The 14,615-nt window shown below is 69.6% G+C and carries 14 protein-coding genes; 7 read left to right on the top strand and 7 right to left on the bottom strand.

What is annotated here, in order from left to right; all coding sequences use genetic code 11:
• Positions 1 to 33 precede the first annotated feature (33 nt).
• Positions 34 to 363, top strand: coding sequence for a histone-like nucleoid-structuring protein Lsr2 (locus tag BJ986_RS05010; protein ID WP_179420993.1), 330 nt, complete (start codon positions 34 to 36; stop codon positions 361 to 363).
• Positions 364 to 482: 119 nt separating this feature from the next.
• Entirely contained in the window at positions 483 to 980 is a 498-nt protein-coding gene (locus BJ986_RS16020; protein ID WP_202881176.1) for a (2Fe-2S)-binding protein, read from the top strand.
• Positions 981 to 1,006: 26 nt separating this feature from the next.
• On the opposite strand, the gene ligD (BJ986_RS05000) is transcribed toward BJ986_RS16020, so the two are convergent.
• Both ligD (BJ986_RS05000) and ligD (BJ986_RS04995) read right to left on the bottom strand, forming a co-directional pair.
• A complete protein-coding gene (gene ligD / locus BJ986_RS05000) occupies positions 1,007 to 1,888 on the bottom strand; it encodes a non-homologous end-joining DNA ligase (RefSeq protein WP_179420992.1) in 882 nt (293 codons plus the stop codon).
• Positions 1,881 to 2,825 carry a non-homologous end-joining DNA ligase gene (ligD, locus tag BJ986_RS04995; protein ID WP_179420991.1) on the bottom strand — a complete coding sequence of 315 codons (945 nt, stop codon included), beginning with the start codon at positions 2,823 to 2,825 and terminating at the stop codon, positions 1,881 to 1,883. Before ligD (BJ986_RS04995) ends, ligD (BJ986_RS05000) begins: the two co-directional genes overlap by 8 nt.
• A 105-nt stretch (positions 2,826 to 2,930) precedes the next feature.
• Between ligD (BJ986_RS04995) and ku the strand changes: the two genes are divergently transcribed.
• Together ku and BJ986_RS04985 are read left to right on the top strand one after the other, a co-directional pair.
• Entirely contained in the window at positions 2,931 to 3,797 is an 867-nt protein-coding gene (gene ku / locus BJ986_RS04990; protein ID WP_179420990.1) for a non-homologous end joining protein Ku, read from the top strand.
• Between the two features lie 33 nt (positions 3,798 to 3,830).
• Positions 3,831 to 4,658 (top strand): Fpg/Nei family DNA glycosylase, encoded by an 828-nt coding sequence (locus BJ986_RS04985; RefSeq protein ID WP_179420989.1) that lies wholly within the window; start codon positions 3,831 to 3,833, stop codon positions 4,656 to 4,658.
• A gap of 43 nt (positions 4,659 to 4,701) precedes the next feature.
• On the opposite strand, the gene BJ986_RS04980 is transcribed toward BJ986_RS04985, so the two are convergent.
• The 5 genes from BJ986_RS04980 to BJ986_RS04960 are packed head-to-tail and all read right to left on the bottom strand — an operon-like array spanning position 4,702 to position 9,577.
• On the bottom strand, positions 4,702 to 5,775 hold the full coding sequence (locus tag BJ986_RS04980; protein WP_179420988.1) for a VWA domain-containing protein: 1,074 nt from the start codon (positions 5,773 to 5,775) through the stop codon (positions 4,702 to 4,704).
• 2 nt (positions 5,776 to 5,777) lie between these two features.
• Positions 5,778 to 6,764 (bottom strand): VWA domain-containing protein, encoded by a 987-nt coding sequence (locus tag BJ986_RS04975; protein WP_179420987.1) that lies wholly within the window; start codon positions 6,762 to 6,764, stop codon positions 5,778 to 5,780.
• Positions 6,761 to 7,702 carry a DUF58 domain-containing protein gene (locus BJ986_RS04970; RefSeq protein ID WP_179420986.1) on the bottom strand — a complete coding sequence of 314 codons (942 nt, stop codon included), beginning with the start codon at positions 7,700 to 7,702 and terminating at the stop codon, positions 6,761 to 6,763. Before BJ986_RS04970 ends, BJ986_RS04975 begins: the two co-directional genes overlap by 4 nt.
• On the bottom strand, positions 7,681 to 8,724 hold the full coding sequence (locus tag BJ986_RS04965) for an AAA family ATPase (protein ID WP_179420985.1): 1,044 nt from the start codon (positions 8,722 to 8,724) through the stop codon (positions 7,681 to 7,683). Before BJ986_RS04965 ends, BJ986_RS04970 begins: the two co-directional genes overlap by 22 nt.
• 52 nt (positions 8,725 to 8,776) lie before the next feature.
• Positions 8,777 to 9,577: a S1C family serine protease gene (locus BJ986_RS04960; protein ID WP_337794856.1), complete on the bottom strand. Its 801-nt coding sequence runs from the start codon at positions 9,575 to 9,577 to the stop codon at positions 8,777 to 8,779.
• A 226-nt stretch (positions 9,578 to 9,803) separates the two neighbouring features.
• On the opposite strand from BJ986_RS04960, the gene paaK reads away from it, so the two are divergent.
• The 3 genes from paaK (at position 9,804) to BJ986_RS04945 (ending at position 14,537) form a co-directional block, all read left to right on the top strand.
• Positions 9,804 to 11,081 (top strand): phenylacetate--CoA ligase PaaK, encoded by a 1,278-nt coding sequence (gene paaK / locus BJ986_RS04955; protein WP_179420984.1) that lies wholly within the window; start codon positions 9,804 to 9,806, stop codon positions 11,079 to 11,081.
• A 176-nt stretch (positions 11,082 to 11,257) separates the two neighbouring features.
• Positions 11,258 to 11,770, top strand: coding sequence for a hypothetical protein (locus tag BJ986_RS04950; protein ID WP_179420983.1), 513 nt, complete (start codon positions 11,258 to 11,260; stop codon positions 11,768 to 11,770).
• Between the two features lie 244 nt (positions 11,771 to 12,014).
• A complete protein-coding gene (locus BJ986_RS04945) occupies positions 12,015 to 14,537 on the top strand; it encodes an ATP-dependent Clp protease ATP-binding subunit (RefSeq protein WP_179420982.1) in 2,523 nt (840 codons plus the stop codon).
• The last annotated feature ends 78 nt before the right edge of the window (positions 14,538 to 14,615 follow it).

Here is a 14,615-nt window from a genome sequence, read left to right as displayed (position 1 = left end):
CTCCCTTTTCATTGTTTGCCGAGAGGAATCTCCATGGCCCAGCGCGTGAGCATTGTGCTCGAGGACGACATCGACGGTTCGGTCGCAGAGGAGACGGTGACTTTCGCCCTCGACGGCGTCACCTACGAGATCGACCTCAGCAGCAAGAACGCTGCCGGGCTGCGTGATGCGTTGGCGCCGTATGTCGGTCATGCGCGTCGGGCGGCCGGCCGACGCACCGCGGGGCGGACCTCTGGTGGCCGTGGATCCGGCAAGCGCGACCTCGGCGACGTGCGCGAGTGGGCCCGCTCCAACGGGCACAAGGTCAGTGACCGCGGGCGCATTTCCGCCGAGGTGCAGGCCGCCTACGACAAGGCGCACTGACCCTGGAGGTAAGGCACGTCCCGGAGGGTTCTGCGGCACGTCCGGGCGTAGCCGGAGATTCGGTATTGTCCTGGAGCTGGCGCGATATTGTCGAAAAGCAGCGCGCCGGAATCGACGCGTTGCATGACTGGCGCGAACGCCTGAGCATCTCAACGGCTCGGCAGTATGCCGCCGTCGTACCCGACTCGATGCCTTCGGCGTTCGTCCTCCAGTGGACCCTCGAGGCGGCCGCCGAGGCCGGGGTGCACGCTGCGCGACATCATCCCTGGGTCGTCCACCCCGTCGAGTCGGGACTGAGCTTCGAGCTCCAGCCGAGCCAGCTGTACCCGGTCGCGGCCCAGTTCGAGCGTCCTCGGGTGACGACTGAGCCCCTGGACGACCGGCTGGAAGCCGCGCGCGCGGCATACCGGGTCGATGCGCTGGAGCTCGCGCTCGGCTACCGGTCGCCGGTGCGGCTCGGTCAGCACACCCGGCGCGCCATGGTCGACGACGTGTGGGCCATGACCCTGGCGCGAGCCAGCGGCCAGCGACCGCCCGCCCGTGGGTCGTGCTGCTTCATCTACGTGCTGCCGGGCGTGCACGAGTGCTCGGGCTGCCCGCGGCTGGCAGGCGCCTAGTCCAGCAGGCGCCTAGTCCAAGCCGCCTAGTCCAGCAGGTGGGCCAGCAGGTCGCCCTCGGAGTCGAGCCGGTCCAGCACCTGGTCGAACATCAGCTGCTCGAACTTCGCCCCGCCCGCTCCGGCCTCGACCTCGTCCCACGAGCGCGGAGCCGCGACCGTGGGTGTCTCCTTGCCCCGCAGGGAGTACGGGCACACCGTCGTCTTCGCCGCGACGTTCTGGCTCCAGTCGAGGAAGATCTTGCCCGGCCGCAGGGACTTGGTCATCTTCCAGACGATGAGGTCGGGGTGCTTCTTCGTGAGCTCCTGCGCGAGCTGCTGAGCGAGGTCGCGGGTCTGGTCGGAGGTGAGGTCGCCGGGCAGGCCGGCATAGAGCTGCATCCCCTTGCTGCCACTCGTGACCGGGTAGAGGTCGAGCCCCAGGGCGCCGAGCCGGTCGCGGACCATCAGCGCGACCTGGGCGCACTCCTTCAGCCCTGCCGGCGCGCCCGGGTCGAGGTCGATGACGAGCCGGTCGGGGTTCTGGCGCTCGTCGTCGTGCACGCGCCACTGGGGTATGTGCAGCTCGATCGAGTTGAGGTTGACCAGGTAGGTGAGCTGGGCGAGGTCCTCGACCATCGGGTACGTCACCGTGTCGATCGTGACCCGGGGCAGCCACTGCGGGGCGCCCGACGGCAGGTTCTTCTCGAAGAAGCTCTGGTCGCCGGTCCCGTGCGGCCAGCGCACCCGCGTCACCGGACGGTCGGCCAGGAGCGGCAGCAGCACCTCCGAGACCTGCGCGTAGTAGTTGAGGACCTCCCCCTTGGTGGTCTCGGTGGAGGGGAAGAGGAGCTTGTCGAGGCTGGTGAGCTTGAGCGTCCGTCCCGCCACCTCGACCCGCGTCGCCTGCGGAACGTAGCGCTCAGCCACCGTCCACCTCCTGGAGGTCCTCGGGGGTCAGGTCGGAGCGGATGCCGAGGTATGCCGGCTGCCGGAGCCTGCCGTCCCGGGTCACCTCCAGGGTGCGAGCCTCGACCACCACGACCGGATCGACCCAGGTCGCACCGACCCTGTCGATGCGGGGCACCTCGTCACTGAACGGTGAGTCCTGCCGGGTGTGCGGCGCCAGCGCCTCGGCGAGCTGGGTGGCCGCGCGACCGGCGATGCCGCTGCCCATCCGCCCGGCGAACCGCCAGCCTCCGCCACCGTCGGGGACGCCGAGCAGCACCGCCCCGATCCGCCCCGAGTCGTTGGTCTTCTCGGATCGCCACCCGCCGACGACGGCGGACAGGGTGGTCCGGTGCGGGGACTTCAGCCAGTCGGTGGAGCGGCGGCCGGGCAGGTAGGGCGCCGAGAGCCGCTTGCTGACGACGCCTTCGAGTCCCTGCTCGAGGGTGGCACCGAAGAGCTCCTGGCCGTCCTCGTAGACGGGAGGGACCTGCCAGTGCCGACCCGAGAGGTCGAGTCGTTCGAGGAGCTCACGCCGGGCCGAGAGTGGTTGGGCGGTGAGGTCGGATCCGTACAGCCGCAGCAGGTCGAAGATCATCAGCGTCACCGGCCGCACCGTGGCCAGCCGCTCGGCCTTGCGGCGGTCGCGCACGTGCATCCGGTCGGCCAGGGCGCCGAACGAAGGGCGCCCGTCCTGCAGCGCCACGACCTCGCCGTCCAGCAGCATGTCGTCATAGGAGGAGGCGAGGCCGGCCAGCTCGGGATAGCTGACCGTCACGTCGTTGCCGATGCGCGAGGTGAGGGTGAGCGCGCCGTCCCGCACGTCGGCGAGCACCCGCATACCGTCCCACTTCACCTCGTGGATCCAGTCGTCCCCGACGGGGATGCTCGGGGCGGGACTGGCCAGCATGGGGCGCATGGGGCCATCCTGACGCATAGGCTGGTTTCCACGTGCGAAGCCCGAGAGGCCACGGCGATGCCAGCGGCACGAGTGCAGCCCGACGACAGGGGAGGACCACCCAGCATGCGAGCGATCTGGAAGGGCGCGGTGTCATTCGGCCTGGTGAACGTGCCGATCCGTCTCTACTCCGCCACCGAGAACCATGACGTGCAGTTCCGGCAGGTGCACCGCGAGGACGGCGGCCGGATCAAGTACCAGCGCATCTGCAGCATCGACGGCGAGATCGTGTCCTACGACGACATCGCCAAGGGCTACGAGACCGAGGACGGCGAGATGGTCGTCCTCACCGACGAGGACTTCAAGGAGCTGCCGGCGACGAGCAGCAAGGAGATCTCGGTCGAGAAGTTCGTCCCCGCGGAGCAGATCGACCCGATGCTCTATGACAAGTCCTACTACCTCGAGCCCGACAAGGCCTCGACCAAGCCGTACATCCTGCTTCGCGACGCCTTGGAGAAGGAGAACCGCGTCGCGGTCGTGACCGTGTCGATCCGCACCCGCATGACGATGGCGGTGCTGCGGGTCCACGAGGGCGTCATCCTGATGCAGACGATGTTGTGGCCGGACGAGATCCGCAAGCCCGACTTCGCGACCCTCGACGGGGAGAGCAAGGCCACCAAGCAGGAGCTGGCCATGGCCGACCTGCTGATCGAGCAGCTCGCCGGGGACTACCAGCCGGACGACTACGAGGACGACTACGCCTCGGCCCTGCAGGCGCTGGTGAAGGCCAAGGTCGAAGGCGGCGAGGTGCAGTTCGCGCCCGAGTCCAAGGACGAGTCGGGCGAGGTGGTCGACCTGCTGGCCGCCCTCAAGAAGTCGGTGGACAAGGCCAAGGCGTCGCGCGGGGAGGCGACGTCCGGCAGCGCCAAGCCGGCCGCCAAGGCCTCTGCCAAGAAGACCGCCGCGAAGAAGGCCGCCAAGAAGGCCAGCTGAGAGGTCTGCTGGCGGTCAGGCCATGATGGGGCCATGCCCGAAGGCCACACCCTGTTCGCGCTGGCGCGCGACCTCGACGCGGCATACCGGGGGACGCGGCCGACGGTGACCAGCCCGCAGGGGAAGTTCGCGGCGGGCGCCGCACTGCTGTCGGGACGCACCTTCGTCCACGCGACTTCCTGGGGCAAGCACTTGTTCGCCGAGTTCGAGGAGGACGCGTGGCTGCACGTGCACCTCGGCCTCATCGGCACCTTCAGCATCGACGACCGGCCGTATGCCGGGGAGGTGCCGGTCGTGGGTCAGGTCCGGCTGCGGCTGGCCACCGACGAGCACGTCGCCGACCTGCGCGGCCCCAACCTGTGTGCGGTGATCACGCCGGACCGCGTGGAGGCGGTCATGGCCCGTCTCGGCCCCGATCCCCTTCGCCCGGAACCGGATCCCGAGATGGCCTGGCGCAAGATCTCGCGCAGCTCCAAGTCGATCGCCGAGCTGCTGATGGACCAGTCCGTGCTGGCGGGCATCGGCAACGTGTACCGCAGCGAGGTCCTGTTCCGGCAGCGGGTCGACCCGTTCCGGCCGGGCCGGGAAATCCGTCGTACGACCTGGGACGCCATCTGGCTCGACCTCGTCGACCTGCTGCCGCTCGGGGTGGCGACCGGCAAGATCGTGACCGTCGTCGAGCAGGTCGAGCAGGTCCGGGCCGCGCTGGCGGTGGGCGACGTGGACCGGCTCACCGAGCGCACGTCCTACGTCTATCGCCGCGCGGGTGAGCCGTGCCGGGTCTGCGGCTCGCGGATCCGCACCCGCGTGGTCGCCGGCCGCAACCTGTTCTGGTGCGGTCGCTGCCAACGTCGCCGTTGACAGTCCCCTTCGTCCCGGGCCCGCGTCCCTGAGCGTGGGCAGCTCACTGGGGGTGGGCGGTCCACCGTCCGGCGAGTCCGAGGGCGAGGAGCAGCAGGAGTGCCGCCAACCCCGCGAAGGCGACGCTGACCTCGACGTTCCGCTCCTGCACGTCGACGTGCTTGGGCAGGTCGTTCAGGACGCCCTGCAGCTGGCCGGCATCGCTGGCCTTGAAGTACTCCCCACCGGTGATCTGGGCCACCGTCTGCAGCGCGGCCTCGTCGACGACGAGGAAGTTGCGCCCTCCCGGCCCGAGGCCGCCGCCGAACCCGCTGGGCGGCCCGTCGAACAGCCCTCCTCCCAGCTGGTCGCGCGTGCAGACCATCTGGGTCGGGTCGGTGGTGCCGAAGCCGATCGGGTAGACGCGCACCCCGCGCGCCGCGGCCTGCACCGCTGCTTCCTGGGGAGTCACGCCACGGGTGTTGGCGCCGTCGGTCAGCAGGACGACGATCTCGGGGACGGTCTTGCCCCTGGGTGTCGGCGACCCCGGCGTCGTGCCCGGGGTCGTGCCGCTCGTGTCGGCGGGCGCGACGTCGTGGTTGATCTCGGCGATCGCGTCGATCGACTTGAGGATCGCGGCGCCGATCGTGGTCCCGCGACCTGTGGTCAGCCCGTCGACGGCGTGCAGGAGGTCGTCGTGGTTGGTCGTCGGCGCGACGGCCACCTGGGCGAAACCCGAGAACACGACCAGTCCGATCCGGGTGCGGTCGTCCTGTGCGTCGATGAACTTGCGCACCGCATCCTGAGCCGCCGCAAGGCGGTTGGGGCTGACGTCCGTGGCGCACATCGAGCCCGACACGTCGACGGCCAGGATGACGGCGGAGCTCGAGATCGGCACCTGGGCGCGCACCTGCGGTCGGCCCGCGGCGAGACCGAGCAGGGCCAGGCTGGCCAGGATCAGGGCCAGCGGCACGTGTCGTCGCCACGTCCGCTGGCGGGGCAGCGCGCTGCGGATCAGGGCGACGTTGGAGAACCGGACGGCGGCGCGCCGCCGCCGGCGCAGCTGCCACAGGTATGCCGCGACGAGCAGCGGGATCGTCACCAGCCCGAGCAGGGCGACGGGGAGGGCGAAGGACACGGCTAGACCACCCGCCCCGACCGCAGGACCGAGACCGACGCTCCCAGCAGGAGCAGGACGGCGGCGAAGGCGGCGAACCACGAGGTGATCTCATGGCGTTCCGTGCGGGCAGTCCACGCCAGGTTGATGGAGCTGTACACCTTGCTGAGTGAGGGCGCGTCGGTGGCGGCGTAGTAGGTGCCGTCGGTGGTCTTCGCGATCGCCTGGAGGGTGGCCTCGTCGAGCCTGGTCGAGATCTGGAACCCGTCCACCTCGAGGACCGTGCCCTGGGGGCTGCCCAGCCCGACCGGGTAGATCCGCACCCCGGCCGTCGAGGCCAGCTGGGCCAGGACGAGCGGGTCGGGGTCGGTGGTGTTCTCCCCGTCGGAGAGCAGCACGACGGCGGCCGACCCGTAGTAGCCCAGGTCATGGCCCCCGGCGGCGCCGTCCTGGCCGCTCTGGTCGACGCTGACAGGTTTCCCTGCGATGGCGCTGATGGCCGAGACGATGCCGCGCCCGAGCGCCGTGCCGCCCTGCGGGACCAGCCGGTCGATGGCGGCCAGCACCTGAGCACGGTCGTCGGTCGGCTGTTGCGAGATGACGGCCGAGTCACCGAAAGCCACGACCCCCAGCCGGATCGACGACGGCTGCTTCGCCACGAAGGTGCGGGCGGCGGCCTTGGCGGCATCGAGGCGGGTCGGTGCGAGGTCCTTGGCGGCCATGCTCGTCGACACGTCGAAGGCCAGGATGACGGTGCCCTCACGGTGTGGCTCGGACACGGTCGCCGAGGGCCGCGCCAGCGAGGCGAGCAACAGCGTCAGGGCGCCGATCAGGAGGACCGGCGCGACGTGACGCCAGCGGTCCGGACGCTGCATCCCGGTGGCCACCAGGCCCTCGGCGGCCAGCTGCGCGCGTCGGCTGTCGCGGCGCCGCAGCTGCGATCGGTACGCGACAACCAGGACCGGCACCGCGAGCAGCGACAGCAGCAGCCTCGGCCATTCGAAGGTCATCGGCGCCTCCGTCGGCGCAGCTCGGAGATCCGGGCCAGTGCCCTGACCAGGTCGTCGTCCGTCGCGACCGGGTGGATCTCGGTCCCCGACCGGCGAGCTGCCGCGACCAGGGCAGCCTGTCGCTCCCGGGCCGCAGCGGCCAACCGCTCGCGGAACGCCGGGTCGTCGGTGTCGACGAAGATCTGTTCGCCCGTCTCGGCGTCCTCGACGTAGACCATCCCGACCGCAGGCAGCTGGGACTCGCGCGGGTCGACCACCTGGATGGCCACCACGTCATGCCGTCGGGTCAGCAACGACAGCGGCTGCTCCCAGCCTGGCTGGGTGATGAAGTCCGAGACGATGACGAGCAACGAGCGGCGCCGCGCCAGCCCGAGGGCCGCGCGGAGCAGCCGGGACAGGTCGGTGGTCTCCCTGGGGCGGACTGCGTCGGGCGGTCGCAGCAGGGCCTGGCTGATGCGCAGGACCTGGTTGCGACCGTGCCCGGGAGGGATCGTCTCGACGGTGCCGTCGAAGAACGCCGCGCCGACGCGGTTGCCGCCCCGGACCAGGATGTGCGCGACCGTCGTCGCGATCTCGGCCAGCACCAACGACTTCTGACGGTCCACCGGTCCGAAGCCCATCGACGCCGAACGGTCGAGCAGCAGCCACGCCGTGACCTCCCGGTCCTCGACGTACTCACGGACGTACGGCGTGTCCATCCGGGCGGTGACGTTCCAGTCGATGTGCCGAAGGTCGTCGCCCGGCTCGTACTCGCGCAGGTCGGTGAAGTCGACGCCCGTCCCCCGGAACAGCGTCCGGTAGTCGCCCTGGAGCCGTCCGTCGAGGCGGCGCACCACGCGCCACTCGAGCCGCCGGAGCAGGCGCTCGGCGGTCAGTGGCCCGGGACTCGGCGGTCCCGGGGCGACGGGGTCAGGGTTCAGCGGGGTCCGGCGGCCCATGGCGCCTCGGAGGGGGGCTGGGTCGGCTGACGGCGCTCGCGCAGCGGCATGTCCGGCATCGTCACCGCGTCCAGGACCGGACTCAGCACTTCGTCAGCCCCGATGCCCTCGGCCAGGGCCTCGTAGGACAGCACCAGGCGGTGGCGCATCACGTCACGGGCCAGGTCGCGGACGTCCTGCGGCCGGGCGAAGTCCCGACCACGCAGGAACGCCAGTGCCTTGGCCGCGAGCACCAGGTTGATGGATGCGCGGGGGCTGGCTCCGAACGACAGGTACCGCGCCAGGTCGGGCAGCCCCACCGCTGCGGGGGTGCGGGTCGCGCCCACCAGCCGCACGGCATACTCGATCACCGCGGGGTCGACGTAGACGGCGTCCGCCCGCTTCTGGAACTCCACCAGCTGTCCCGGCTCGAGCACCTTCTGCGCGGCCTCGAACGTCGTCGTCATCCGCTCGACGACGACGAACTCCTCTGAGGCAGTGGGGTATCCGACGAGCGCCTTGAGCATGAACCGGTCCACCTGCGCCTCGGGGAGCGCGTAGGTGCCCTCGGACTCGATGGGGTTCTGGGTCGCCATGACCAGGAACGGGTCGGGCGCCCTGAACGTCTCCCGCCCGATGGTGACCTGACGCTCCTGCATGACCTCGAGCAGGGCGCTCTGCACCTTGGCGGGCGCGCGGTTGATCTCGTCGGCCAGCACGAGGTTCGCGAACACCGGGCCCAGCGAGACCTGGAACTCGCCGTCCCTCTGGTTGTAGATGCGGGTGCCGATGATGTCGGCGGGCACCAGGTCGGGAGTGAACTGGATCCGCTGGAACTCGCCGCCGATCGCCTGCGCGAGCGTCTTGATCGCCATGGTCTTGGCCAGTCCCGGGACGCCCTCGACGAGCAGGTGGCCACGAGCAAGCAGGGCGACGAGCATCCGTTCGAGCAGGACGTCCTGCCCGACGATGGTCTTCTTCACCTCGTAGAGGGCCCTCTCCAGTGGGTGCTGTCGGCCGAGCTCGGAGTGCTGCGGGTCCATGCCCTCTCCTTCGGTGCGTTGCTCTCACGCGTGCAGATGCTGCTGCTGGGGGCTACTGCGGGGGGCTGCCGGCGACACTCCCAGCGGTGGCGATGGGCACGGCGAAACCGATGCCGACGAAGAAGTTCTGTTCGGAGGGGTTCGCCAGGCCGGTGACGATCCCGACGACGTGGCCGGCCCTGTCGAGCAGCGGGCCGCCGGAGTTGCCGGGGTTGACGGCGGCGTCGAACTGGATGAGTCCCGCGAGGGTGCGGTTGGCGCCCACCTGGATCGTCCGATCCAGCGCTGACACGACTCCGGCGGACAGGGACCCGGTGAGGCCGAGGGGATGACCGAGGGCGAACACCGGGTCGCCGACCTGCTCACCACCGCCCAGGACCGCGGGGACGACGACCCCGGGTAGCCGATCCGGGGTGAGCACGGCGATGTCCGACGCGCGGTCGCGGTGGTCGACGGTCGCGCCCGAGGTGCTGCCGTCGGAGAACTTCAGCTGGATGCTCTTGGCTCCGTCGACCACGTGCAGCGCGGTGAGGACGGCCCCTGCCGCGTTGACCACCACGCCGGCGCCGTTGCTGTGCAGCGCTCCTTTGCTGCTGGTGCGATCGGCGGAGATCGTCACCAGTGAGGGCAACGCCACCCGGTATGCCGCCGCCGCGTCCGGCGGTGCCTTGGCGGCGTCCGCCTTCGCCCTGGCGAGGCCGTCCTTGACGGCCTTGTCCACGGCGCCGGCCGTGATCGGCGACGGCCCCGACCCTCTCATCACTGCGAGAGCGGCCAGCGAGAACATCGCCAGCACCACGATCGCGGCGAGCAGCCACCGGTGCTCGCGCAGTCGGTCGGCTGCACGTCGCACTGGAAGTCGTCCTGGAAGTTGTTGCGCGAGTAAGTGCTGCGCGTCTGGTCCCCTTCGGACGCGCGGGGTCTCGTCGACCCCATCCCGCGGTGGCTCGACGACCAGAGGCGACCCCACCCGGTCCACCTTTCGCAGCGTACGTCCGATCTCGCCGCCGCGATACGGGAGTCAGGGATTCAGGGCCAACTCTCAGGTTCGGTCCAGCGCGGGTCGTAGATTTGCCGGCATGGACAACGTCGTCTCCACGGTCGAGGAACTGCGCGTGCTCCAGCTCGACCGGATGCGCTGGAGCCTGGCGCACGCCTACCAGAACGTGCCCCACTACCGGGCGGCCTTCGACGCGGCCGGGGTCCGCCCCGACGACCTGCACGAGCTGGCCGACCTGGCCCGGTTCCCGTTCACGGCCAAGGCGGACCTGCGGGAGAACTACCCCTTCGGGATGTTCGCGGTGCCACGCGACCAGGTCGTCCGGGTCCATGCCTCCAGCGGCACGACCGGAAAGCCCACGGTGGTGGGCTACACCCGCGACGACATCGACATGTGGGCCGAGGTGATGGCGCGCTCGATCGAAGCCGCCGGAGGCCGCCCCGGCGACCTGCTGCACGTCATCTACGGCTACGGGCTGTTCACCGGCGGGCTGGGGGCGCACTACGGCGCGGAGCGGCTCGGGTGCACCGTGGTGCCCGTCAGTGGCGGCATGACCGAGCGGCAGGTCCAGCTCATCCAGGACTTCAAGCCCCGGATCGTCATGGTCACGCCGTCCTACTTCCTGTCGATCCTCGACGAGCTGGAGGCGCAGGGGATCGACCCCAAGGAGACCTCGCTCGAGATCGGGATCTTCGGGGCCGAGCCGTGGACCGAGCAGATGCGCGAGGAGGTCCAGCGCCGCAGCAACATCCGTGCCGTCGACATCTACGGCCTGTCGGAGGTCATCGGGCCGGGGGTGTCGCAGGAGTCGGGCCTGACCCAGGACGGCCTGCACATCTGGGAGGACCACTTCTACCCCGAGGTCGTCGACCCGCTGACGGGTGAGGTGCTGCCCGACGGCGAGGAGGGTGAGCTCGTCTTCACCTCGCTGACGAAGCAGGCCATGCCGGTGGTGCGCTATCGCACGCGGGACCTGACGACGTTGCTGCCGGGCACGGCATACCCCCAGTTCCGCAGGATGGCCAAGATCACCGGACGAAGCGACGACATGATGATCGTGCGCGGGGTCAACGTGTTCCCCTCGCAGATCGAGGAGCACCTGCTCACCGTCGAGGGACTCACGCCGCACTACCTGTGCGTCCTGACCCGGCCCGGCCGGATGGACGAGCTCACGGTGCAGGTCGAGGCGGCGTCGCAGGCCTCGACCGACGACGAGCGCGCGCGCATGGCCGGCGACCTGCAGCGGCGGGTCAAGGACCGCGTCGGCGTGACGATCCGGGTCGAGGTCCTCGCGCCGCACGCCCTCGAACGATCGCTGGGCAAGGCGAAGCGGATCAGCGACCAGCGCCCCCGCTGAGCACCCTTGAGCGCCGTCTGTGCCCTGGTTGAGCGCAAGTCTGTGCACAGATGACTAGGCGACTGCGCATGGAGCGGGTCAGCGGGAGGCGGTCGGAAGGTCTGTGCACAGACCTCTGGTTTCGCCTGCAGCGGACAAGCGGCCCCGAAGGCTCGTAATCGTGTAATCATCATTACATGGCAACGAAGACCACAGCAGAGGCGTGGCTGGCCGGCCGCCTCCCGACCGACTGGTTCACCGGCCCCGTCGAGGTCACCCGCGACCGCGACGAGCTCATCATCATCGGCACCCTCGCCGAGCCCGACCTGGACGGCGACGTCGACGACACCGACCGCACCATCGCCGCCCGCGGCCGGATCAAGTCGTTCCGCGAGGACACCCGCGAACGACGCATCGAGATCGCCCGCGAGCTCGAGCACCTCAGCGGCCGGAAGGTCTCCTGGGGTGTACGGGTCGGCGAGACCGAGGCGCTCTTCACCCATCTCGCAGCGCCCGTCATGACGCGACTGCGCCAGCCCGAACGCAAGGTGCTCGACACCCTCGTCGACGCCGGGGTCGCCAAGAGCCGCTCGGAGGCGCTCGCCTGGTGCGTCAGGCTCGTCGCCGACAAGTCGGACAGCTGGCTGGGCGAGCTCCGCGAGGCCATGGCGCACGTGGACGAGGTCCGCAAGAAGGGCCCCGACGCCTGACCGGCGGGGTCCGGTATGCCGCGTGGCGGGCGGCGCGGCATACCGGCGGTTCCGTCCGCCCACGGCGAACATGAGCCGACTCCGCTCAGGGCGGGGAACAGGCGAGGAACGCCCCGCGTTCCTTCATCGAGTCGTGTGAGAGAGCTTGTTTCCGTCCCGATCGGGTATCGGTGCACGGAAGGCGTACGCCGTGGCCTCGTAGCACGGATAGCATCGAGGTGATCTCGATAGGCAGGAGCAGAAGATGTTTGAACGGTTCACCGACCGGGCCCGTCGGGTGGTCGTGCTTGCGCAGGAGGAAGCGCGCATGCTCAACCACAACTACATCGGCACGGAGCACATCCTGCTCGGTCTCATCCACGAGGGTGAAGGCGTCGCCTCCAAGGCTCTGGAGAGCCTCGGCATTTCGCTGGAGTCGGTCCGCGAGCAGGTGCAGGAGATCATCGGCCAGGGCCAGCAGGCCCCCAGCGGCCACATCCCCTTCACGCCCCGCGCGAAGAAGGTCCTCGAGCTGAGCCTGCGCGAGGCGCTGCAGCTCGGCCACAACTACATCGGCACCGAGCACATCCTGCTCGGCCTGATCCGCGAGGGCGAAGGCGTCGCCGCCCAGGTCCTCGTCAAGCTGGGTGCCGACCTGAACCGCGTGCGGCAGCAGGTCATCCAGCTCATCTCCGGGTACCAGGGCAAGGAAGGTGGCTCGGGGGCCGGCATGACGGGCAGCGTGCAGCAGGAGGGGACCCCAGCGGGTTCGCTCGTGCTGGACCAGTTCGGCCGCAACCTCACGATGGCGGCCCGCGAGGGCAAGCTCGACCCGGTCATCGGGCGTGAGAAGGAGATCGAGCGCGTCATGCAGGTGCTGTCCCGCCGCACCAAGAACAACCCTGTCCTCATCGGCGAGCCCGGCGTCGGCAAGACCGCCGTCGTGGAGGGACTCGCCCAGGACATCGTCAAGGGCGAGGTGCCCGAGACCCTCAAGGACAAGCAGCTCTACACCCTCGACCTCGGCGCGCTCGTGGCCGGCAGCCGCTACCGCGGTGACTTCGAGGAGCGGCTGAAGAAGGTCCTCAAGGAGATCCGCACCCGCGGCGACATCATCCTGTTCATCGACGAGATCCACACCCTGGTGGGTGCGGGTGCCGCCGAGGGCGCGATCGACGCCGCCAGCATCCTCAAGCCGATGCTGGCCCGCGGTGAGCTCCAGACCATCGGCGCCACCACGCTCGACGAGTACCGCAAGCACATCGAGAAGGACTCGGCCCTCGAGCGCCGGTTCCAGCCGATCCAGGTCGCCGAGCCCACGCTGAGCCACGCGATCGAGATCCTCAAGGGCCTGCGCGACCGCTACGAGGCGCACCACCGGGTGTCCATCACCGACGGCGCCCTCGTGTCCGCGGCCAACCTCGCCGACCGGTACATCAACGACCGGTTCCTGCCCGACAAGGCGATCGACCTCATCGACGAGGCGGGCGCGCGGTTGCGCATCCGCCGGATGACCGCTCCGCCGGACCTGCGCGAGTTCGACGAGAAGATCGCGGCCGTGCGGCTCGAGAAGGAGTCCGCCATCGACGGCCAGGACTTCGAGAAGGCCGCGCACCTGCGCGACGACGAGAAGAAGCTGCTCACCGCCAAGGCCGAGCGCGAGACGCAGTGGAAGTCCGGCGACATGGACGTCGTGGCCGAGGTCGACGAGGAGCTGATCGCCGAGGTCCTCGCCGCCAGCACCGGCATCCCGGTCTTCAAGCTCACCGAGGAGGAGTCCAGCCGACTGCTCCACATGGAGGACGAGCTGCACAAGCGCGTGGTCGGCATGGATGACGCCATCAAGGCGATGTCCCAGGCGATCCGTCGCACCCGTGCGGGTCTGAAGGACCCGCGTCGCCCCGGTGGCTCGTTCATCTTCGCCGGGCCCACGGGTGTCGGTAAGACCGAGCTCGCCAAGACGCTCGCCGAGTTCCTCTTCGGTGACGAGGACAGCCTCATCCAGCTCGACATGTCCGAGTTCTCCGAGAAGCACACCGTCTCGCGGCTGTTCGGCTCACCTCCCGGCTACGTCGGCTACGAAGAGGGTGGCCAGCTGACGGAGAAGGTCCGCCGCAAGCCGTTCTCCGTCGTGCTGTTCGACGAGGTCGAGAAGGCCCACCCCGACATCTTCAACACGCTGTTGCAGGTGCTCGAGGACGGCCGGCTCACCGACTCCCAGGGTCGGATGGTCGACTTCAAGAACACCGTCATCATCATGACGACCAACCTCGGCACCCGGGACATCACCAAGGGCTCGCTCGGCTTCTCGGCCGGAGCGGACACCCGCAGTGACTACGACCGGATGAAGAACAAGGTCACGGACGAGCTCAAGCAGCACTTCCGGCCCGAGTTCCTCAACCGCGTGGACGACATCATCGTCTTCCCCCAGCTCACGCAGGAAGAGATCGTGATGATCGTCGACCTCGAGATCGCCAAGCTGGACAAGCGGCTCAAGGACAAGGACATGGGCATCGAGCTCACCATCGAGGCCAAGAACCTGCTGGCCAAGAAGGGCTACGACCCCGTGCTCGGTGCGCGCCCGCTGCGTCGCACCATCCAGCGCGAGATCGAGGACGTGCTGTCCGAGAAGATCCTCTACGGCGAGCTCAAGTCCGGCGAGCTCGTGCTCGTCGGAGCCGACGGCGAGGGCAAGAGCGGCACGTTCACCTTCGTCGGCACGCCGCACCCGGGCAGCATCGAGCTCCCCGTCGTGCAGACCGTGGGCGACTCGGCCGACGCCGGCTGAGGCACGCAGGACCAACTGATGCGGTATGCCGCGTGGTGACCACGCGGCATACCCATCACGCAAGGGGAGGCACCCGAT

Source organism: Pedococcus badiiscoriae, assembly GCF_013408925.1.
In the GTDB taxonomy this organism is placed as follows: domain Bacteria; phylum Actinomycetota; class Actinomycetes; order Actinomycetales; family Dermatophilaceae; genus Pedococcus; species Pedococcus badiiscoriae.
The sequence above is the reverse complement of the archived record's forward strand: the minus strand, read 5'-3'. Positions and strand labels throughout refer to the sequence as shown.

Coding starts and splice junctions, on each gene's coding strand:
- BJ986_RS05010 (WP_179420993.1), top strand. CDS start 34: ATGGCCCAGCGCGTGAGCATTGTGCTCGAGGACGACATCGACGGTTCG.
- ligD (WP_179420991.1), bottom strand. CDS start 2,825: ATGCGCCCCATGCTGGCCAGTCCCGCCCCGAGCATCCCCGTCGGGGAC.
- ku (WP_179420990.1), top strand. CDS start 2,931: ATGCGAGCGATCTGGAAGGGCGCGGTGTCATTCGGCCTGGTGAACGTG.
- BJ986_RS04985 (WP_179420989.1), top strand. CDS start 3,831: ATGCCCGAAGGCCACACCCTGTTCGCGCTGGCGCGCGACCTCGACGCG.
- BJ986_RS04975 (WP_179420987.1), bottom strand. CDS start 6,764: ATGACCTTCGAATGGCCGAGGCTGCTGCTGTCGCTGCTCGCGGTGCCG.
- BJ986_RS04970 (WP_179420986.1), bottom strand. CDS start 7,702: ATGGGCCGCCGGACCCCGCTGAACCCTGACCCCGTCGCCCCGGGACCG.
- BJ986_RS04965 (WP_179420985.1), bottom strand. CDS start 8,724: ATGGACCCGCAGCACTCCGAGCTCGGCCGACAGCACCCACTGGAGAGG.
- paaK (WP_179420984.1), top strand. CDS start 9,804: ATGGACAACGTCGTCTCCACGGTCGAGGAACTGCGCGTGCTCCAGCTC.
- BJ986_RS04950 (WP_179420983.1), top strand. CDS start 11,258: ATGGCAACGAAGACCACAGCAGAGGCGTGGCTGGCCGGCCGCCTCCCG.
- BJ986_RS04945 (WP_179420982.1), top strand. CDS start 12,015: ATGTTTGAACGGTTCACCGACCGGGCCCGTCGGGTGGTCGTGCTTGCG.